At 48.5% G+C, this 18144-nt stretch carries 21 protein-coding genes and 3 tRNA genes; 15 read left to right on the forward strand and 9 right to left on the reverse strand.

All coding sequences use genetic code 11. From position 1 onward, the window contains the following. On the forward strand, positions 1-423 hold a 423-nt coding region (gene dapB / locus JKK62_RS08305; protein ID WP_201427524.1), incomplete at its 5' end, for a 4-hydroxy-tetrahydrodipicolinate reductase. Between the two features lie 89 nt (positions 424-512). Here dapB and JKK62_RS08310 read toward each other — a convergent pair. The 6 genes from JKK62_RS08310 to JKK62_RS08335 all read right to left on the reverse strand — a co-directional run bounded on the left by JKK62_RS08310 (position 513) and on the right by JKK62_RS08335 (position 5291). Further along, positions 513-589 (reverse strand) — tRNA-Pro (locus JKK62_RS08310). 31 nt (positions 590-620) lie between these two features. Then, positions 621-694 (reverse strand) — tRNA-Gln (locus JKK62_RS08315). A gap of 74 nt (positions 695-768) precedes the next feature. Continuing rightward, positions 769-1761: an ATP-binding protein gene (locus tag JKK62_RS08320; protein WP_186833117.1), complete on the reverse strand. Its 993-nt coding sequence runs from the start codon at positions 1759-1761 to the stop codon at positions 769-771. 14 nt (positions 1762-1775) lie between these two features. After that, the gene (locus tag JKK62_RS08325) at positions 1776-2792 is read right to left on the reverse strand and encodes a DnaD domain protein (RefSeq protein WP_201427525.1); all 1017 of its coding nucleotides are present in this window, start codon (positions 2790-2792) and stop codon (positions 1776-1778) included. Between the two features lie 136 nt (positions 2793-2928). Then, positions 2929-3795: a Bax inhibitor-1/YccA family membrane protein gene (locus tag JKK62_RS08330; RefSeq protein ID WP_201427526.1), complete on the reverse strand. Its 867-nt coding sequence runs from the start codon at positions 3793-3795 to the stop codon at positions 2929-2931. 14 nt (positions 3796-3809) lie between these two features. Beyond that, positions 3810-5291: a DUF1846 domain-containing protein gene (locus JKK62_RS08335; RefSeq protein WP_201427527.1), complete on the reverse strand. Its 1482-nt coding sequence runs from the start codon at positions 5289-5291 to the stop codon at positions 3810-3812. Between the two features lie 196 nt (positions 5292-5487). On the opposite strand from JKK62_RS08335, the gene JKK62_RS08340 reads away from it, so the two are divergent. The 6 genes from JKK62_RS08340 (at position 5488) to queF (ending at position 9265) form a co-directional block, all read left to right on the forward strand. After that, positions 5488-6282 (forward strand): hypothetical protein, encoded by a 795-nt coding sequence (locus JKK62_RS08340; RefSeq protein ID WP_201427528.1) that lies wholly within the window; start codon positions 5488-5490, stop codon positions 6280-6282. A gap of 181 nt (positions 6283-6463) precedes the next feature. Further along, positions 6464-6898 (forward strand): 6-carboxytetrahydropterin synthase QueD, encoded by a 435-nt coding sequence (gene queD, locus JKK62_RS08345; RefSeq protein WP_201427529.1) that lies wholly within the window; start codon positions 6464-6466, stop codon positions 6896-6898. Next, complete coding sequence (gene queE, locus JKK62_RS08350; RefSeq protein ID WP_201427530.1) at positions 6886-7539, forward strand: putative 7-carboxy-7-deazaguanine synthase QueE; 654 nt, start codon at positions 6886-6888, stop codon at positions 7537-7539. The genes queD and queE overlap by 13 nt, the downstream gene beginning before the upstream one ends. Position 7540: 1 nt before the next feature. Beyond that, the gene (folE, locus tag JKK62_RS08355) at positions 7541-8104 is read left to right on the forward strand and encodes a GTP cyclohydrolase I (protein WP_186833110.1); all 564 of its coding nucleotides are present in this window, start codon (positions 7541-7543) and stop codon (positions 8102-8104) included. Between the two features lie 10 nt (positions 8105-8114). Further along, positions 8115-8789, forward strand: a complete 675-nt coding sequence (queC, locus tag JKK62_RS08360) for a 7-cyano-7-deazaguanine synthase QueC (protein ID WP_201427531.1) — start codon at positions 8115-8117, stop codon at positions 8787-8789. Beyond that, on the forward strand, positions 8786-9265 hold the full coding sequence (gene queF / locus JKK62_RS08365; protein ID WP_186833108.1) for a preQ(1) synthase: 480 nt from the start codon (positions 8786-8788) through the stop codon (positions 9263-9265). The genes queC and queF overlap by 4 nt, the downstream gene beginning before the upstream one ends. A gap of 28 nt (positions 9266-9293) precedes the next feature. On the opposite strand, the gene JKK62_RS08370 is transcribed toward queF, so the two are convergent. Then, positions 9294-9773: a hypothetical protein gene (locus tag JKK62_RS08370; protein WP_201427532.1), complete on the reverse strand. Its 480-nt coding sequence runs from the start codon at positions 9771-9773 to the stop codon at positions 9294-9296. A 68-nt stretch (positions 9774-9841) separates the two neighbouring features. On the opposite strand from JKK62_RS08370, the gene JKK62_RS08375 reads away from it, so the two are divergent. Next, complete coding sequence (locus JKK62_RS08375) at positions 9842-10147, forward strand: hypothetical protein (RefSeq protein ID WP_186833106.1); 306 nt, start codon at positions 9842-9844, stop codon at positions 10145-10147. Positions 10148-10165: 18 nt separating this feature from the next. On the opposite strand, the gene JKK62_RS08380 is transcribed toward JKK62_RS08375, so the two are convergent. Next, positions 10166-10615, reverse strand: coding sequence for a nucleoside deaminase (locus JKK62_RS08380; protein WP_186833105.1), 450 nt, complete (start codon positions 10613-10615; stop codon positions 10166-10168). Between the two features lie 2 nt (positions 10616-10617). Further along, on the reverse strand, positions 10618-11655 hold the full coding sequence (locus JKK62_RS08385; protein WP_186833104.1) for a CPBP family intramembrane glutamic endopeptidase: 1038 nt from the start codon (positions 11653-11655) through the stop codon (positions 10618-10620). A 141-nt stretch (positions 11656-11796) separates the two neighbouring features. On the opposite strand from JKK62_RS08385, the gene JKK62_RS08390 reads away from it, so the two are divergent. The 7 genes from JKK62_RS08390 (at position 11797) to JKK62_RS08420 (ending at position 18123) form a co-directional block, all read left to right on the forward strand. Next, a complete protein-coding gene (locus tag JKK62_RS08390) occupies positions 11797-12537 on the forward strand; it encodes an IspD/TarI family cytidylyltransferase (protein WP_201427533.1) in 741 nt (246 codons plus the stop codon). Then, positions 12527-13612, forward strand: coding sequence for an NAD-dependent epimerase/dehydratase family protein (locus JKK62_RS08395; RefSeq protein ID WP_201427534.1), 1086 nt, complete (start codon positions 12527-12529; stop codon positions 13610-13612). Before JKK62_RS08390 ends, JKK62_RS08395 begins: the two co-directional genes overlap by 11 nt. Before the next feature lie 147 nt (positions 13613-13759). Further along, positions 13760-14455 (forward strand): IspD/TarI family cytidylyltransferase, encoded by a 696-nt coding sequence (locus JKK62_RS08400; protein WP_201427535.1) that lies wholly within the window; start codon positions 13760-13762, stop codon positions 14453-14455. 1 nt (position 14456) lies between these two features. Then, positions 14457-15506, forward strand: a complete 1050-nt coding sequence (locus JKK62_RS08405) for a galactitol-1-phosphate 5-dehydrogenase (protein ID WP_186833100.1) — start codon at positions 14457-14459, stop codon at positions 15504-15506. 12 nt (positions 15507-15518) lie between these two features. Next, positions 15519-16184: a ribulose-phosphate 3-epimerase gene (locus JKK62_RS08410; protein ID WP_186833099.1), complete on the forward strand. Its 666-nt coding sequence runs from the start codon at positions 15519-15521 to the stop codon at positions 16182-16184. 18 nt (positions 16185-16202) lie between these two features. Continuing rightward, positions 16203-17978: a CDP-glycerol glycerophosphotransferase family protein gene (locus tag JKK62_RS08415; RefSeq protein WP_186833098.1), complete on the forward strand. Its 1776-nt coding sequence runs from the start codon at positions 16203-16205 to the stop codon at positions 17976-17978. Between the two features lie 68 nt (positions 17979-18046). Next, a tRNA-Arg gene (locus JKK62_RS08420) sits at positions 18047-18123 on the forward strand. Positions 18124-18144 lie beyond the last annotated feature (21 nt).

The following is an 18144-nucleotide window of genomic DNA, read 5'->3' on the forward strand; positions in this document are numbered from 1 at the left end:
CTCGGCATCAATCTTCTGATTGAGCTTTCAAAGCAGGCGGCAAAGGTACTCGGCGGCAGCTTTGATATCGAGATTCTTGAGAAGCACCACAATCTCAAGCTTGACGCTCCCAGCGGAACGGCTCTGATGATTGCCGACGGTATTTCCGAGACGCTTCCGCAGGAGCCGCAGTACATATATGACCGCCACACGATGCGCAGGAAGCGCACCAAGAACGAAATCGGTATCCATTCTGTACGCGGCGGCACAATCGTCGGCGAGCACGAGGTGATTTTCGCGGGACACGATGAGGTAGTTACGATCACCCATCAGGCGCAGTCCAAGGAAGTATTCGCTGTAGGTGCGGTAAACGCCGCTGTATTCCTCGCAAAGCAGGGTGCGGGTATGTATTCAATGTCCGACCTGTTAGCGGATAAGTTTTAATTAAATAAAAAATTAGCCGGCTCGGAACAACAGTGTTCTGAGTCGGTTTCTATATAAAGAAAAAGAGACGGCTGAAAAACCGTCTCTGATGGTCGAGGTGACAAGATTCGAACTTGCGACCCCATCGTCCCGAACGATGTGCGCTACCAAACTGCGCTACACCTCGAAAAAAACAGCCTCGAGAAACTCGAGGCTATTGGCAGCGGAATAGGGATTCGAACCCCAACAAACAGAGTCAGAGTCTGTCGTGCTACCGTTACACCATTCCGCTAAGTTGTTTGCATCCCGTATGCAACGTCAATTATTATATATTATTTTTGCCTGTTTGTCAAGGGTATTTTTAAATTAATTGCTTCTTTTTTTCAGAATTCTGATATCTCTGCCAAAAAAGTTCAGCTTTTCCGCTTCGCCGTTCAAACGTGACACCAGTCTGTTCGAATAAGTCTTCTCCAGCTCGCGCATTGTGAAGTTTGTGTTTATGATAACGGGCTTGCGTGTGAGCAGGCGGGAGTTGATCAGGTTGTAAATGTGCGAAACTGAGAACTGGCTGATAAATTCCGTGCCGAGGTCGTCGATAATCAGCAGGTCGCAGTCTGTAGCCATGTCGAGAAGTTCGTCGGTTTCACTTCTCTGGCGCATCTGACTTTCGTAGTGAGCAATAATAGCGGGCGCTGAAACATAAATAACGCCGTAGCCTCGTCTGATAACCTCGTTTGCTATCGCCAGGGAGAGGTGGGTTTTGCCGAGTCCTGTCGCACCGCACATCAGCAGGCTCTTTGATTCGGTTGTAAAATTATTTGCGTATCCTTTACAGTAGCGAACGACGCGTTCCATGTGCTGACGCGGATTTATTCCGTTTACGTCTGTTTCATCGGGGTAGAGGTCGAGCTTAAAGCTGTCAAAGGTCGAAAGCCTGAGCGGAGCGTGGCGGTTCAATTCCTCACACGCACATTCGGTAAGTGTTTGCTTCAGACAGGTGCAGATAAGCGTTCTGCCGTTCTCATCGTAATATCCTGTATCAGAGCATCGCTTGCAGGTATAATCGGGCTCGAGCGCGTCTGAGGTGTATCCGTTTGAAACCAGAAGCTGATTAAGATCATCCTGCATCGCAAGGTTCTCTCTTTTCAGCTTTTCAAGCTCCGCATTAACATTGCCGCCTGAAACAACAGCTCTTGCGGCTCTGATTCCGCTGGCAGCTATTCCTTTTTCAAGCTCGGCTGCTCTCGGAAGCTTTGCGAAAATCTCCGCGCGTCTGAAATCCGAATCGCGTTTTGCAGCCAGTCGTCTTTGAGCCAGCTTATCGGCTGCCTTTTTTTGAATTCTGATGCTGTATCCCATGGCAAACTCCAGTTTTATTCGTAATCTTCAAGTCTGTTTATCTGTTCAAGCTCGTCGATATCATAAGAGCTTGAGGTTGAGGCAGGCTCTTTTTTCTTTTTTGCGTTTTCAAAATCAGCAAGGTCGTTTTTGTTCTGAATGCCGTTGTTGTGCCAGCGCTTCAAAATACCGTCTATGTAGTTGAATTTCATTTCACCTTTTGAGTCCACACAGCGCTCATACGCTTCACGCAGCATATCGGGAGAGAACTTCCAATCTGTGACCCATGTGCTGCAATAATCGAGCTGTTTTTTGCTGGGTGAGCCGGCATTTTTCAGACCGAATGCCGAGGCGACGATTGAATAGCATTTTGTACGCTGAGTAGCAAGCCTTATTTTATTGTCTGCTTCCTCAACAGAATTAACGCCGTCGTTTGCCCATGAAACGCCGAGCCGTTCAATCGTTCTCATGTTGCCCTTGTCAATACTGATTGCGTACTGGATAAGCATGAGAATAACGTCGAGAGGCAGTCCGCAGGTGTCCTTGAGCATCAGCAGGGTAGAGATATCCGCGTTTGATAGCACCTTGCCGAGGGCGGTCTGAGCTTCGCTGACAAGAATTTTCAGCTCTTCGTCGACTGCCAACTGCTGAACCGTAAACACATAGTCGGGTTTTTGCGGTTTTGTAACAGTGAAACGGGGTTTTTCGGGTTCTGTCGACGGCGCTTCCGCGACAGTTTTTTCTTCGAATACAGGCTCGTCCTGTGTTGTTGATAATTCTACTATAGAATTATTAACAGGCGTGTAAACCTGATCGCTTTTTTGCAAAATACCCATATTGACCCAGTAATCCAGAGCCTCGGGAATATCAGTTACATTCACGCCCGTACAGGCAGAGATATCCTTGTTATCAAGCTCCTTGTCAGCGTTTCGCAGCACATAGAGCAGTACCTTAAGCTTTACGCCGTCAGAGAATTTAAGACCCTCGTCGACAATTTTTGAGGGCACAGCGAAAACGGAGCGCCATGCTCCGAGATTTATCGTTACCGACATTCTATCTACTTCCTATATCTTATTCAAACTTTAGTATACCATATAAAACCATGTTTGAAATAAGAAAATAGAATTATACAAATTTTTGTCCCGATAAAAAACTGCCGCCGAGAAACCTCAGCGGCAGATATTTTTTTTAATTTTTGCTGTGACCGACGATCTGAATGAGCAGGTCAAGGATTTTAACATAAATCCAGAGAACGGTGAAGGCAAGGCCAAATGCCGCTGACCACTCGTATTTTGCGGGAAGCTTGTTTGTTACAACGTGATCGATTGTGGCAAAGTCAGTGATAAGGAACAGGCTCGCGATGATAATAGAGATAATCGTAAGTCCGAGAGAAATCCAGAAGTTTCCGAGAATGCTCGCTACAAAAGGTCTGGTAAAGGGAATGAGGTATCCGAGGAAGCTGATGATCGAAACGCTTATCATTGTGACGAAAAGTGAGAGCATAACCATTCTGAATTTCTTGGTTACCTTGATAATTTTTGCCGAATAGAGGATTCCCATCGTCAGAACGATAGCGACTGTAATTACGAGCGCCAGAAGACCGAGATACTCATAACCCTTGATGACGGTAAATACGATAAACGAAATCACGAAGCCCTGGCAGAACGAGTAAATCGTGCCGGTAACAGGGATAATCGGTCTTGCAAACGCGGAAATGATCTGAGTGATTATTGCCAGAATAGAGGCGCCTACGAAAAATCCGAGCTGCATGAAGGATGTGCTGACCTCAAAGCCCTTGTAGTTGAATGCCAGTTCCTGCGGCTGGTTTGCGAAGACAGTCGCGTTCATAACCAGGTACGCCATCATTCCTGCGACGGTGACGAGAAGGAAGAAGGCTGTCTTGATCGTGATTCTGCCGTAGCCTGCCGCTTTCTCATCGTAGCCGGCTCTTTCCTCAACCTTATTCAGACGGTTGATAACGGGGTTCGATCTGAAAAAGGATTGCTTTTCTTTTGCGGCTGTGCTGCTGGTGTTGTTTTTGTTCGTGCTATTCATAGTTTACCTCCTGTTTATTTTCTGTAAAGCCTGTCTGTTTCATAGGCAGGCTCAGTGGTCAAACGGATGCCTAGCTTCTTGAGAGTGCGGGTATCTGTTTCCGAGAGGATAACAGTCGCATGAGCTTCGGTGTCACGCAGCTTCGGCAGCTGTGCCATAGCGAGCTTTGCGGTCGGATTCGTTACGGCAGACATCGAAAGAGCGATAAGGATCTCGTCGGTGTGGAGCCTGGGGTTGTTAGAGCCGAAGTTCTCAACCTTCAGCTTCTGGATAGGCTCGATTACCGCCGCGTCGATGATATCGACCTCTTTCGGGATTTTCGCGAGAGATTTGAGAGCGTTGAGCAGCATTGCGGCACAGGCTCCAAGAAGATTAGTCGTCTTGCCCGTGAGGATCCTTCCATCAGCCAGCTCAATAGCCGCTGCGGGCGCGCCTGTAGCCTCGGCTTTGTCAAGGGCGATGGCGACAACCTTGCGGTCGTTGGTAGTCAGTTTGTTCTGTTTCATCAGCAGACCGATTTTGTATGCCTCGTCAACAGCTCCGACGCCCTTGGTGTGATTGCAGAGAGCGGCGTAATAGCGGCGGATAATCTCCTGATTCGCGGCGGCACAAACGGCTTCGTCGTCGATAATGCAGTTGCCCGCCATGTTAACGCCCATATCGGTAGGCGATTTATAGGGAGATTCTCCGAGAATCTGCTCGAACATGGTGTTGAGAACAGGGAAGATCTCAATATCGCGGTTATAGTTTACGGTGGTTTTGCCGTAAGCCTCAAGATGGAACGGGTCAATCATATTTACATCGTTCAGATCGGCTGTAGCGGCTTCATAAGCGACGTTAACAGGGTGCTTGAGCGGAAGGTTCCAGATAGGGAAGGTTTCAAACTTTGCGTAACCAGCCTTAACGCCGTGCTTGTGCTCGTGGTAGAGCTGAGAAAGACAAACCGCCATTTTTCCGGAACCGGGGCCGGGTGCGGTGATTACGACCAGCTTTCTGGAGGTCTCAACAAAATCATTCTTGCCGTAACCCTCGTCGCTGACGATCAGATCCACATCGGTGGGATAATTCGGGATAGAGTAGTGGTGGTAAACGTTTATTCCGTTGCCGATCAGATGCTTTTCGAACTTTACGGCTGTGGGCTGTTCTGCAAAACGTGTGAGCACGACGGAATTGACGCACAGGCCGCGGCTGCGGAACAGATCGATCAGACGGAATACGTCAAGGTCGTATGTAATGCCCAGATCGCCGCGAACCTTGTTTTTTTCGATATCATCGGCGTTGATTACAATTACTATTTCTGCTTCATCTTTGAGCTGCATGAGCATCTGCAGCTTTGAGTCGGGCTTAAAGCCGGGCAGAACCCTTGAAGCGTGGTAGTCGTCAAACAGCTTGCCGCCGAACTCGAGATACAGCTTTCCGCCGAATTTATCGATTCTGTCACGGATATGCTGCGATTGCGTTTCCAGGTATTGATTATTATCAAATCCTATTTTCATATCTTAACCTCCTGAGAGATAAAACTCTGTTTAATTATATCACCTATATTTACAAAAATCAATTATTTTTTCATAGCGGGTGCATAACGAATTTATCGGAAAATAAAAAAATTATAAGATAAAGAGTGACTTTTCATTAATGTTGTGATATAATAACCATGTATTTGCCTAAACAGGTATTTTTAGGAGTGAAAATATGAAAAGAATAATCGCAGTTTTATTGTCCGCGCTCGTGCTTTCAACGGCTGTTATGACCGGATGCGGACAGTCGTCATCATCTTCATCATCTCAGTCGTCAGCGGCAACCGAAAAGACCGCCACATCAGCCACATCAGCGGCGTCGTCAAAAAGCTCGGGCTCAGAAAGCTCAAAAACCGACAGCTCAGCAGAGGAATCCTCTGTTGCGGGAGGCTGGAATATTGACGAAGACGTCAAGCCTGTTGTTACAAAGGAACAGAACGAGGAGTTCAGGAAGTCGATCAATTCCTTTGACAGCCTTAACATGGAGCCTGTTGCTTTGCTCGCTCAGCAGGTTGTAAAGGGCACCTATTCAGCTTTCCTTTGTCTTGACACGACCGTCGCCGACAATCCTGTTACAACATGGGATATTGCGGTTACATACACCGACCTCTACGGAAAGGCCAAGCTCACTTCCATTATCGAGGTTCACCCCGATAATGTTAAAACCGCTGAGTCAGCGGGCGAAGCTCTTGTGGATTCGTGGGAGACCGTCGAAATTACCGAAGGCGCTGTTCTGGAGGACTCACTCAAGGAAGCTCTCGACAGTGTTATGACCAAGGAATACACGCCTATAACGGTTCTGGGCACACAGGTCGTATCGGGCACAAACTATGTTCTGCTTGTTCAGGAAAAGGAGGACGGCAAGCCCGTGAACTATGTGGTCGAGCTCAACGTCGACTCCGAGGGAAAAGCCGAGCTTGTAAAAGAGGCTGTATTTGATTTGAATTACTACCTGTCAATATATAATTGACAAAGCGGATTTTAATGCTATAATATCTATGGAACCGAAGTTCCCGACAGTTCGTTTGCGCCATCCTGTCGTTAAATAAAACCAGGGCATCTGAAGCGCGGGATAACTGCGCCCTGCAATAATAATTGTATTGAGATGCGTCTGTCTTGGCAGGCGCATTTTTATTTTTGGAAGTGAAAGAATGTATCTGCTGAAAACAAAAGCAGCGTTTGACAGCGCGCATTTTCTGTCGGGCTATAACGGCAAATGTTCAAATATCCACGGTCACCGCTGGACGGTAGAGGCTTGCGTCTGCAGCGAAAAGCTGATCGATAAGGGCGAGAAGAGAGGAATGATTATCGACTTCGGCGACCTCAAGCGCGAACTGAGAGCGCTTGCCGATAGCTTTGACCACGCGCTCATTATCGAGAAAAACAGTCTAAAGCCAAAAACAATGGAAGCGCTCCGTGATGAAAACTTCCGTGTTATCGAGTTTTCGTTCCGTCCGACAGCCGAGAACCTTGCAAGATATTTTTATGTGGCTCTGCGCGAGAAGGGTCTGCCTGTCAGGAGCGTAACCGTATATGAAACGCCCGATAACTGCGCTGTTTACGAGGAGGAGCCATGCTTGAGGTAGTTGAAAGGTTCGTAAGTATCAACGGCGAGGGAGCTCACGCGGGAGAATTGGCGGTTTTTATTCGCTTCAAGGGCTGCAATCTCTGCTGCTCATACTGTGATACGGCATGGGCAAACGAGCCTGACGCAAAAGCATCACCGACCTCAGTAGAAGAGCTCGTCAGATGGGTTAAATCCGTCAACGTCCGTAACGTCACCCTTACAGGAGGCGAACCGCTGCTGCAAAAGGATATTGAGCCGCTTGTTGCCGCGTTGAAGGATTGCCGCGTCGAGATAGAAACAAACGGCAGTATGCCGCTCTCACGGTTAGCGGAGATTGAACACAGACCCGTATTCACGATGGACTACAAGCTGCCCGGCAGCGGTATGGAAAATTACATGAATACCGCAAACTTCGCGCTGCTGAACAGTCACGACAGTGTAAAATTCGTTGTCGGAAGCGAAGAGGACTTGAACAGAGCGGCTGAAATAATAGATAGATTTAAGCTAATCGACCGCTGCCACATTTATTTCAGTCCCGTATTCGGCAAAATCGAACCCGCGCGTATTGTTGAATTTATGACCGAAAGAAACCTGAACGGTGTCAGAATACAGCTCCAACTCCATAAGTTTATCTGGTCGCCCGAAAAGAGAGGTGTTTAATATGGATACAAAGGCAATCGAAGCACACGTAAAGGGAATCCTCGAGGCAATCGGTGAGGATCCCGACAGGGAAGGCTTGCGCGAAACTCCCCAAAGAGTCGCGAAAATGCTCGGGGAAATGCTTGAGGGCATAGCGTATTCCAACCACGAAATAGCCGAGATGTTCGGCAAGACCTTTGATAATGACTGTCTGCCTGAGTCAGAAAACGCTGTTATAATGCGCGACATAACCGTATTCAGCTATTGCGAGCACCATCTCGCGCTGATGTATGACATGAGCGTCAACGTCGCCTATGTTCCGCGCGGCAAGGTTCTCGGACTGAGCAAAATCGCGCGTATTTGCGATATGGCTGCAAAGCGTCTGCAGTTACAGGAACGTATCGGAAGGGATATAGCTGAGATCATATCCGAAGCGGCGGACACTCCCGATGTCGGCGTTACGATCAGTGGCTGTCACAGCTGCATGACCGCGCGCGGCATAAAGAACTCAAACGCAAAAACATATACTACTACATATCTCGGGGCGTTCAGGGACGACGCGGCTCTCCGTGAGCTGTTGAGATGAGGAGAATAATATGAAGGCTCTTGTTTTATTCAGCGGCGGAGTTGACAGCACGACCTGTCTTGCGCTCGCTGTGGAAAAATACGGAAAAGAAAACGTCCTTGCTCTCTCTGTCAGCTACGGACAGAAGCACAGCAAGGAGCTTGAGGCGGCTCAAAGAATAGCTGAATACTACGGCGTACAGCTGAAAAGGCTCGATTTATCCGTCATATTTGAGGATAGCGGCTGTTCTCTGCTCAAAGGCTCGGAGGACGAAATCCCAAAGGAAAGCTATGCCGACCAGCTCTCCAAGACCGACGGAAATCCCGTGTCCACATATGTTCCTTTCAGAAACGGACTGTTTCTCTCGGCAGCGGCTAGCGTCGCGCTTTCAAACGGCTGCGGAGAGATATATTACGGCGCTCACAGCGACGACGCGGCAGGCAACGCTTATCCCGACTGTTCGCAGGCGTTCAATGATTCCATGAACATGGCGATATACCTCGGCAGCGGAAATCAGCTCAACGTAACAGCGCCGTTTATCGGAATGACAAAGGCTCAGGTCGTTGCTCAGGGATTAAAGCTGGGCGTACCGTACGAAATGACCTGGAGCTGTTATGAGGGAAAGGAAAAGCCCTGCGGCGTATGCGGCACGTGCCGCGACAGGATCGCAGCGTTCAGAGCAAACGGAATCGAGGATATTATATGAGAAATGACAATTTAACCTTATTAGGCAATAAAAACGTTCAGTACTCGTCGGACTATTCTCCCGAGGTGCTCGAAACCTTCCGCAACAAGCACCCCGAGAACGACTATTTCGTAAAGTTCAACTGTCCGGAGTTTACGAGCCTGTGTCCGATTACGGGACAGCCCGACTTTGCGACGATTTATATTTCATACATTCCCGACGAGCTGATGGTGGAGAGCAAGTCCTTGAAGCTGTATCTTTTCAGCTTCCGCAACCACGGCGACTTTCATGAGGACTGCGTGAACATCATCATGAAGGACTTGATAAAGCTGATGGACCCGAAATACATCGAGGTCTGGGGAAAGTTCTTGCCGCGCGGCGGAATTTCCATCGACCCGTATTGCAACTACGGCAGAAAAGACACCAAGTGGGAGAAGCTCGCCTGGGAACGTCTTTCAATGCACGATATGTACCCCGAGCAGGTCAATAACAGATAAAAAAAGCGCCGTCGAAGGCGCTTTCAATTTATAATATATATCCCGTTACGAACCGCATCGGCGTTATTTGTAAAAGGTCGAAGCTCAGCGCCTGATCTGATGAAACGAAATTCATGGAGCGGTACTCGCCGTTTTCGCTGCAGATGCAGTAAAAATGCAGTCCTCTGAAGCCTTTGTTCCACGCGCAGACGATGCCGATTTTGCCGTCAGTCAGGGAATTTTTGAAGTGCTTAACCGAAATATAATTCTTAAAAGGAATATTATTCTTTTTGAAGTATCTTTTCAGGCCGAACGGCTTTGTCCCGAATACTCCGAAAAGCCATGGCATTCCGAGCTTTTCCATGGCGCGCAGCAGGTCTGAAAACTCCGCGTCGATTCCCTTGAAAACAAGCGCGTTGTAGAGCGCAACGACACCGCAGCCCACCTTTGAAACAGGCTTGCGGCTTTTGCCGTAGCACAGCTGAGAGATTGGATTGTTGCATTGTCCGTAAATAAATTCCCTCTTCATAAATACGCACCTTGTGTTTTTGGAATTTTGTGATATAATATCAAATAGAAATTTTTAGGGGAGAGATTATGAAAAAACTGATCATATCGGTACTTATTGCCGTTTCTCTTATTTGCTTTTCAGGCTCTGTTTCAGCCGCTTCGCCCGACGAGGCGGTAATGATCTCACAGCAGGACGGCCTGACTCCGCTGTACACCACAGCGCCCGACAGTTCGCTCAAAGACCATTCCAACCGCATGAGCCGCGAACAGGGAATACTTTTTTACACACAGACAACCGCTCTCGCACTGATAGCGGGTTATCTTATTCTATTTAAGGTAAAGGGTATTCCTCACGGCGAAAAAATGCACAGACGAAGAAGAAAGGACGGCTGACTGCCGCCCTTTAATTTTTTAGCGCAGACGCTTAAAGAAGCTCTTCAGCAAGCCGGCACATTCCTGTTCCATTATTCCTCCGCTGTAAGCGGGTTTGAAATTGAACGGCATCTCGAACAGATTTGTAATAGTGCCGCAGGCGCCGTTTTTGAAATCGTACGCGCCAAAGTACACCTGGGGAATATGCGCGTTAAGAATCGCGCCCGCGCACATTGGGCACGGCTCAAGTGTTACATAAATCTCACAATTCCACAGCCGCCAGCCGCCGAGTGCTTTGCAGGCGTTGTTTATCGCGTCAATCTCCGCATGGAGAAGGGCGTTTTTTTCTTTTTCGCGGCGGTTCCTGCCGGTTGCGATTACCTCGCCGTTTCTCGTAACAACCGCTCCGACGGGCACCTCGCCGTCGTCGTACGCTTCCTTTGCCATTTCAAGCGCCAGAAGCATGAATTTATTGATATCCGTACTCATGTTTATTGGTTAAGTGGTGTTAAACAAAGGATTGTAAATGTCAGAAAAACGCTCATTGAAATCATGACTCCGGGATTGACCAGAAACGCGCTCATTTTGTTTTTCAGCGTGAGCAGCTCAGCGCCTTTTTCAATCGGCTTTTCTTTGTCGCTCAGTGAAAAACTTACCTTTTTGCTACGGGCGAGATAAATAAACGAGAGAACTCCCGAAACAAGGAAAAGCAAAACGATAATCAGCTGGATAATTGTAAGCTCTCTTTCGTCCAGATTGCTGTTAGTGTAGAGGATCGTGAACAATATGGCGTAGAAATTATTCATGAAATGAAGCAGGATAGACGGCAGAATTGAATCGGTGATGATGTCGATATATCCGAAAATCAGACCGACGGGCAAGGTGAAAACGATCTGAGTTGTGTTTGAGTGCATTGCGCTGAACAAAATTGCCGAAGCGACAACCGCGAAGGCTCTGCCGTATTTTTTGAGCGAGCCCATAACCAAACCGCGGTACGCGAATTCCTCGGCAAAAGCGGGAACAATAGCTACGGAAATGATGTTCAGAATTATCTCGAACGGAGTCATCGCGGAGGATTCGACGCTGCCCGCGGTATTTTGCAGACCGAAAATCGAAAGGTTTGTTTCAAAGATATCGGCGGCATAATTAGAAGCCATTGCAACCGCCATTCCCATAAGTATCAGCGGAATGAGCGTAGTAGCGCCGACTGTTGTTTTGCCGAACGCTTCCCTGAACTTAAAGCCCGTTGCGGCAATAAACAGAATACCCGGAATAAACGCCGCGCCTACGCTGATAAAAATGTCCTGCAGCTGTGTCAGCGTCTCGTCTGTGCTTATACCGAGAGTCTGAAACAGAAGTAATAAGCCTATGGATAAGACGTACATCGTGGCAGTGTACGTGAGCGCGTAAAAACCGACGGCGGTGCATCTTTTTCTGAGCTTTTTTTGGGTGTCGCGTCTTATTGTATCCTCTGTAATTACAGGCCTTGGAATATACTGCCTGTACTGAGGGTAAGTGTATTGCTGCATATTATCAACTCCACGTTTTATTGTACCATAGAACGGCGTTTTTTTCAAGGATAACATTACAAGAATGTAAATTGACAAACAGCCCCTTTGGTGGTATTTTGAAAGTGGAATATTCTGTCGTTTCAGAAAGGATTGAGAGATATGGTTACCGCGATGCTTTTTGCCGGCGGTATCGGCGCGAGAATGAAGTCGTCAGACCTGCCGAAGCAGTTTTTAGAGGTAGGCGGAAAGCCGATCATCGTTCACACAATGGAGCATTTTTCAAGGCACCCGATGGTTGACGGTATTGTGATCGCCTGCAAGGAGGACTGGATCGAGTACCTTGTGGAGCTTATCGAGCGTTTTTCCGTCAAGAAGATACGCTCTATAGTACCCGGCGGAGAAACAGGCTTTGCTTCTATCCACAACGGAGTTGTCGCGACTGCCGCTTTTTCGACCCAGCCCGAGGATATCATTCTCATCTGCGACGGCGTCCGCCCGATGCTGTCCGACCGCCTGATCACGGACTGCATTCTCGAGACAAAAAAGCACAAGACTGCCGTGCCCGTTACCCCGAGCATAGATTCTCTTCTGTACAGTCCCGACGGCGAAAACTGCAAAAAGAGCTACGACAGAAACACGATGTACGTCACGCAGGCTCCGCAGGGTTATACAATGGAGCGTATTCTCTGGGCGCATGACGAAGCCGAAAAGCGCGGAATAACCAACCCGATTTCATCAAGCGAGCTGTTTATCGAGCTGGGTGAGAGCGTCCATCTGTTCAAGGGCGAGCGTTTTAATATCAAGGTGACGACTCCCGAGGATCTGGTCACGCTCCGCGCGCAGTTTTATTACGAGAATTACAAGAAATTTGCCAAGGAAGAATTGAAGTATGGATTATAAAGTAAAGGATTGCGTCCTTCAAAGCATATACAGCGACGCCTATGAGATCGCGAACGCCGAAATTCCGTGGGACAAGATCGTCGGTTCAACAGTACTTATCACGGGCGGCGGCGGATTTATCGGCGGCTATCTTGCGCTCGCGCTTCTCACAAGAAACGACGTCTACGGCTCAGATATCCGCGTTATTTCACTTGTCAGGAACGCCGAAAGAGCAGAGAAAAAGTTCGGAAAGCTTCTCAGACGCGGTGATTTTTCATTGTGCGTACAGGACGTAAACGAGGAAATCAAGGCTGAGCGCGCGGATTATATCATTCACGCCGCAAGTCAGGCGAGCAATATACAGTTCGAGAACGACCCCGTCGGCACAATCACCGCCAACCTTACGGGAACCGCGAATGTTCTTGATTTCGCAAAAAAGAGCGGCGCAAAGTCGACTCTCATCGTTTCAAGTCTTAAGGTATACGGAATTATTTACGGAAGTCAGGATAAAATCACCGAGGACGACAGCGGCTATATTGATTTTACTTCGTACAAAAACTGTTACGCTATGGGCAAGCGCGCTTCCGAAACCATCGCCGCGAGCTACTGCCGCGAGTACGGAATGAATGTCAAGTTAGCAAGACCTGCCTATATCTACGGCGCGGCGACTCTCGACGACGACAGGGTATGGGCGCAGTTTATCGCGAATGTTGTCAGAGGGCAGGATATCCTGCTCAAGAGCAACGGCGCCGCCAACCGTTCCTTCTGTTATGTCACCGACACGGCGACGGGACTTCTGACAGTGCTGCTCAAGGGTGAGAACGCCTTGCCGTACAATATTTCATGCGAGCTTTCGGATACAACGATACGCGGCTTTGCAAGGGCGGCCTGCGCGGCTTTTCCGGAGAGAAACATCAGCCTGAAATTTGCGAATCCCGCTGACGAGCAGGAACCTCAAAATCAGCCATCGCCGCTATGTCAGGTACCCGAAATTCTCGACAATAAGCGGCTCAAATCGCTCGGATGGCAGCCAAAAGTGTCGCTTACAGAGGGTATAAAAAGGGCAGTTGCTGTATTAGAAGAGCAAACAAAGTAGTAATTTCGTCTATTATACACAATCTGTTGTGTTCTTGTTGACAACAGCACAAAATGTGTGATATTATACAATAGTATAGATAAACTGTTTATTGTCCCTTTTAGTCGGATAATAAGCTTTTAACCTGTTAAGAAAATGGGGGTTATGATGAATACCGCTATTATTCTCGCCGGCGGTGTCGGCAGCCGTATGGGCGTCGACAGACCGAAGCAGTTTTTGATGGTAGAGGACAAGCCGATTATTTCCTATTGCTTTGATATCTTCCAGAAGCATGATGAAATTGACGCCATGGTTGTTGTTGTCAGCGAACAGTGGCAGGGTTTTGTTGAGGAGTACGCCGCGAAGTACGGCGTGAGCAAGATTTGCGGATACGCTCCGGCGGGAAAGACCCGTCAGCACTCCATTTACAACGGACTCAAGTGCATCGCCGAAAACGCGCCCGATACCGATATTGTTATCGTCCACGACGCGGCGCGTCCGCTTGTATCTGACAGGATCATCTCCGACTGCATTACAGGCGCAGCGGAATACGACGGCGCAATGCCCGTTATCACCGTCAAGGACACAGTTTACCAGAGTGCCGACGGCGCGAAAATCGACTGTCTGCTCAAGCGCAGCGAGTTGTTTGCGGGACAGGCTCCCGAGAGCTTCAAGTTCAAAAAATACTATCAGATACATAACGAGGTCAGTGACGAGGAAATCGGCGCTACTGCGGGCAGCAGTGAGATCGCTTACCGCCACGGCATGGAGATCCGTATGGTAAAGGGAAGCGAGCGCAACCTCAAAATCACCACTATCGAAGATTTGGAAACTTTTGAAACAATACTGAAAGGCGGCAATTGATATGGATACTATGAAGGCGAGAGTGTTAAGAGCTGTCGGCAATCTCGAGTACTGCGACTATCCCATGCCCGAGGTCAAGCCCGACGAGGTGCTTTTCCGCGTAAAGGCTTGCGGCATCTGCGGCTCAGATATCCCCAGGATTTTTGTAAACGGCACCTACCATTTCCCGACAATCCCCGGACACGAGTTCTCGGGTGAGGTCGCGGGCGTAGGTGACGAGAAATACAAGGATTTGATCGGCATGAGAGCTACCGTGTTCCCGCTGATTCCCTGTAAGACCTGCGAGAACTGCAACGACGGCAAGTACGAGATGTGCAAGAGCTACGATTATCTCGGCTCGCGCAGTGACGGCGCTTTCGCCGAGTATGTGAGAGTTCCGGTGTGGAACCTCGTTCCGATTCCCGACAGCCTTTCCTTCGAGGAAGCAGCTATGACCGAGCCCTGCGCCGTTGCGCTTCACGCGCTCAGACGCGCCCAGATTGAGGTCGGCGACAACGTGGTTATCTTCGGTCCCGGCACGATCGGTATGCTTATCGCACAGTGGGCGAGAGCATGGGGTGCGAGAGTTCTCCTTGTAGGCACCGACGTAAACAACTGGGATTTCATCGAGAGCATGGGCTTCACCGAGTACTGCAACTCCTCCAAGGAGGACGCGATCGAGTGGGTAAAGAAGATGACAGGCGGCGTCGGCGCGGATATCGCAATCGAAGCTGTCGGCATCGCGCTCACAGCCTGCAACTGCCTTGAGGCTGCGGCTTCGGGCGGCAAGGTGATCTTTGTCGGCAATCCGCACGGCGATTTTACCTTCCCTCAGAACACATACTGGCAGATCCTCAGAAAACAGCTTTCCATTTTCGGCACATGGAACTCAGCCTACAGCGACACTCACAAGAGTGACTGGAACCTTGTTGTAGACGCTATGGCTAAGGGCATGATTGACGCCAAGAAGCTGATTACACATAAATTTGACCTTGAAACCATGGATAAGGGTCTTGATATCATGAAGAACAACAGCGAATTCTTTGCTAAAATCATGGTGGTAAATCAATAAAGAGGTATTGATATGAATGGAATGTTGTCACCTTCTCTGATGTGCGCCGACGCGCTGAATTTGCAGTCGGAGATAGAGGCGCTTGATAAGCTCGGCGTTGAATATATTCACCTTGATTTCATGGACAATCACTTTGTCCCGAATATCACTCTGAGCGCCGATCTGATCAAGGCGGTCAAGAGTGTGCTGGTGAATATGAAGCGCGATATTCACATCATGGCGTATCAGCCCGAGCAGTTCTTTGACAGAATGGATATCGGACAGGGCGATATTGTCGCCGTTCACTATGAGGCGTGCGACAATCTTCACGAGGTCATCACCGACATCAGACAAAGAGGAGCAAGCCCGTTTGTCGCTATCAGTCCGGACACAAAGCCCGAGGTTCTCGAGGATTTTCTCGACGAAATCGACGGCGTATTGCTTATGACCGTATACCCCGGATTTGCGGGACGTCCGATTGTTGAGGGCAGCTTTGACAAAATCAAGGCAGTCCGCAAGCTGCTCGACAGCAGGAGAGAGGGTATTCTCCTCGAGGTCGACGGTCACGTAAGCTGGGATCTGTGCGCTGAAATGCGCGCCTGCGGCGGCGATATGTTTGTGGCGGGTTCGTCCTCGCTCTATCAGAAGGGACTTGACCTTGCGGAAGCTGTTGAACGCATGAGAGCGTTAATTTCTTAAAAAACTAGGGGTGTATTTGTGGAATATCAGATTGAAGTAAAAGAGTTATCTATTGTCAAGAATAAAATGACTCTTACGATTATGGGAACGATTTCCGATCCGACCATCAATTCTCATTTTCTTTCAAATCCCAAGCTGGTGTTACATTTCAATAACGGCAAAGAGGACAGACGTATTCCGTTTGTCCTTTCGAATGTAACCCACATTGACGGAAAATGTTTTTTCTCGGGCAGATATAATTACCGTCTGGATCTGCTTTTCTGGAAAACCAGAAAGGAATGCCTGCCCTTTGAAATGTTCCTCAATCTCGGCTTTGCCGATTTTTACGAGGAAAAAATCCCTGTTGACCTGACTCCCGAGCTTTCGGAAACCGACAACAGGAATTTCAAGTATACGATTCACGGAAACAAGGTAGAGTTTCTGCCGGACAGGAAGAGAATCCAGCACAATCCTGTTGCGAAGTTCTTTGTTAAGCTTTTCAACGGAATTCTCAAGACAGTTCTCTTTATTCTCTCCATCGCGCTGATTCCGTTCTTTATCCTGGAGGCGCTTCTGCGCATGACAGGTATTATGAACCTGCCCGCGCGTTTCAATGACGAAAACCCGATCAAGCGTTTTGTAGCCTACATATTCTGGCGTTTTTCAAGAGTATCCACCACAGACCTCTCTATCTGGAAGGTAAAGAGATGGATATTCAGAAGATGCTTCGGCTTCTACAAGACCTTCTACAAGGTTCAGGACAAGAAGATTTCCTTTATCTCACTCAGACGCGATGATCTGTCAGGTAACTTCGCCTTTGTATACGACCAGCTCAAGGGTGATGACAGCCTCGACATCAACTTTATTCTCAATGAGCACACTATCGCTTATATGTCCTTCAAGGAGATCCGCGCATTTACGAAGGCATGCGCGACAAGCAAGGTAGTTGTGCTCGACGAGTTCACACCTCAGATCCACTATATCGATTTGAGGGAAGAGACCAAGCTGATTCAGCTCTGGCACGCCTGCGGTGCGTTCAAGACATTTGGCTTTACACGTCTTTCCAAGCCCAAGGGCTCGCCTCAGCCCACAAGAAACCACAGAAGCTACGACTTTGTCACCGTCAGCTCAACATACTGCAAGAAGTGCCACTCCGAGGGCTTCGGTATTGCTACCGATAATGTTGTTGCGACAGGTATCCCGAGAACAGACGTGTTCTTTGACGAAAATTACAAGGCGGCTGCGCGCAAGAAGTTCTACGACGCTCATCCGACCTTCAAGGGCAAGAAGATCATTCTCTTTGCGCCGACATTCCGCGGCATGGTCAAGGAGACCGCGTTCTATCCCACAGAGATGTTCGATATCAACGAGGTATGCTCCAAGATTCCCGAGGACTATGCGATTATTATCAAGCATCATCCCTTTGTCAACGACGTTCAGCCGATTCCCGACCGTTATGCGGACAGGGTAATTGACCTTTCGGCTGACAATGAGCTCAACGACCTTCTCTTTGTTACTGACGTAATTATCACTGACTATTCATCTCTCGTCTTTGAGGCGTCTCTGATTGACATTCCCATGATCTTCTACGTCTTTGATCTGGAAAAGTATATCAACGAACGCGACTTCTACTTTGACTTCAAGCTGTACGCACCGGGTAAGATCGTTTATTCGACCGAGCAGCTTATTGATTCGATCCGCAAAGAGGACTATTGCACTGAGAAGATTCAGCCCTTCGCGGATATGTTCTTCGATTATCGTGACGGCAGATCAACACAGAGAGTAGTCAAGCTGATTTACGATAATCTTAAATAAATTTCGAAAACCTATTGACAAAACTGGGCTTATTCGGTATAATATAAAGGCTGATGAAAATCAGATATGCGCCAATAGCTCAGCTGGATAGAGCAACTGCCTTCTAAGCAGTAGGTCAGGGGTTCGAGTCCCTTTTGGCGCGCCAATAGCGCCAAAAGGCGACTCG

Source organism: Ruminococcus difficilis (assembly GCF_016680995.1).

Bases quoted from the DNA above. Each gene is read 5' to 3' on its own strand.
- JKK62_RS08340 (WP_201427528.1), top strand. From the start codon at position 5,488: ATGAAAAGAATAATCGCAGTTTTATTGTCCGCGCTCGTGCTTTCAACG.
- JKK62_RS08390 (WP_201427533.1), top strand. From the start codon at position 11,797: ATGGTTACCGCGATGCTTTTTGCCGGCGGTATCGGCGCGAGAATGAAG.
- JKK62_RS08410 (WP_186833099.1), top strand. From the start codon at position 15,519: ATGAATGGAATGTTGTCACCTTCTCTGATGTGCGCCGACGCGCTGAAT.
- JKK62_RS08385 (WP_186833104.1), bottom strand. From the start codon at position 11,655: ATGCAGCAATACACTTACCCTCAGTACAGGCAGTATATTCCAAGGCCT.
- JKK62_RS08370 (WP_201427532.1), bottom strand. From the start codon at position 9,773: ATGAAGAGGGAATTTATTTACGGACAATGCAACAATCCAATCTCTCAG.
- JKK62_RS08330 (WP_201427526.1), bottom strand. From the start codon at position 3,795: ATGAATAGCACGAACAAAAACAACACCAGCAGCACAGCCGCAAAAGAA.
- JKK62_RS08400 (WP_201427535.1), top strand. From the start codon at position 13,760: ATGAATACCGCTATTATTCTCGCCGGCGGTGTCGGCAGCCGTATGGGC.
- folE (WP_186833110.1), top strand. From the start codon at position 7,541: ATGGATACAAAGGCAATCGAAGCACACGTAAAGGGAATCCTCGAGGCA.
- JKK62_RS08405 (WP_186833100.1), top strand. From the start codon at position 14,457: ATGGATACTATGAAGGCGAGAGTGTTAAGAGCTGTCGGCAATCTCGAG.
- JKK62_RS08335 (WP_201427527.1), bottom strand. From the start codon at position 5,291: ATGAAAATAGGATTTGATAATAATCAATACCTGGAAACGCAATCGCAG.
- JKK62_RS08325 (WP_201427525.1), bottom strand. From the start codon at position 2,792: ATGTCGGTAACGATAAATCTCGGAGCATGGCGCTCCGTTTTCGCTGTG.
- JKK62_RS08395 (WP_201427534.1), top strand. From the start codon at position 12,527: ATGGATTATAAAGTAAAGGATTGCGTCCTTCAAAGCATATACAGCGAC.
- queC (WP_201427531.1), top strand. From the start codon at position 8,115: ATGAAGGCTCTTGTTTTATTCAGCGGCGGAGTTGACAGCACGACCTGT.
- queE (WP_201427530.1), top strand. From the start codon at position 6,886: ATGCTTGAGGTAGTTGAAAGGTTCGTAAGTATCAACGGCGAGGGAGCT.
- queD (WP_201427529.1), top strand. From the start codon at position 6,464: ATGTATCTGCTGAAAACAAAAGCAGCGTTTGACAGCGCGCATTTTCTG.
- JKK62_RS08375 (WP_186833106.1), top strand. From the start codon at position 9,842: ATGAAAAAACTGATCATATCGGTACTTATTGCCGTTTCTCTTATTTGC.
- JKK62_RS08320 (WP_186833117.1), bottom strand. From the start codon at position 1,761: ATGGGATACAGCATCAGAATTCAAAAAAAGGCAGCCGATAAGCTGGCT.
- queF (WP_186833108.1), top strand. From the start codon at position 8,786: ATGAGAAATGACAATTTAACCTTATTAGGCAATAAAAACGTTCAGTAC.
- JKK62_RS08380 (WP_186833105.1), bottom strand. From the start codon at position 10,615: ATGAGTACGGATATCAATAAATTCATGCTTCTGGCGCTTGAAATGGCA.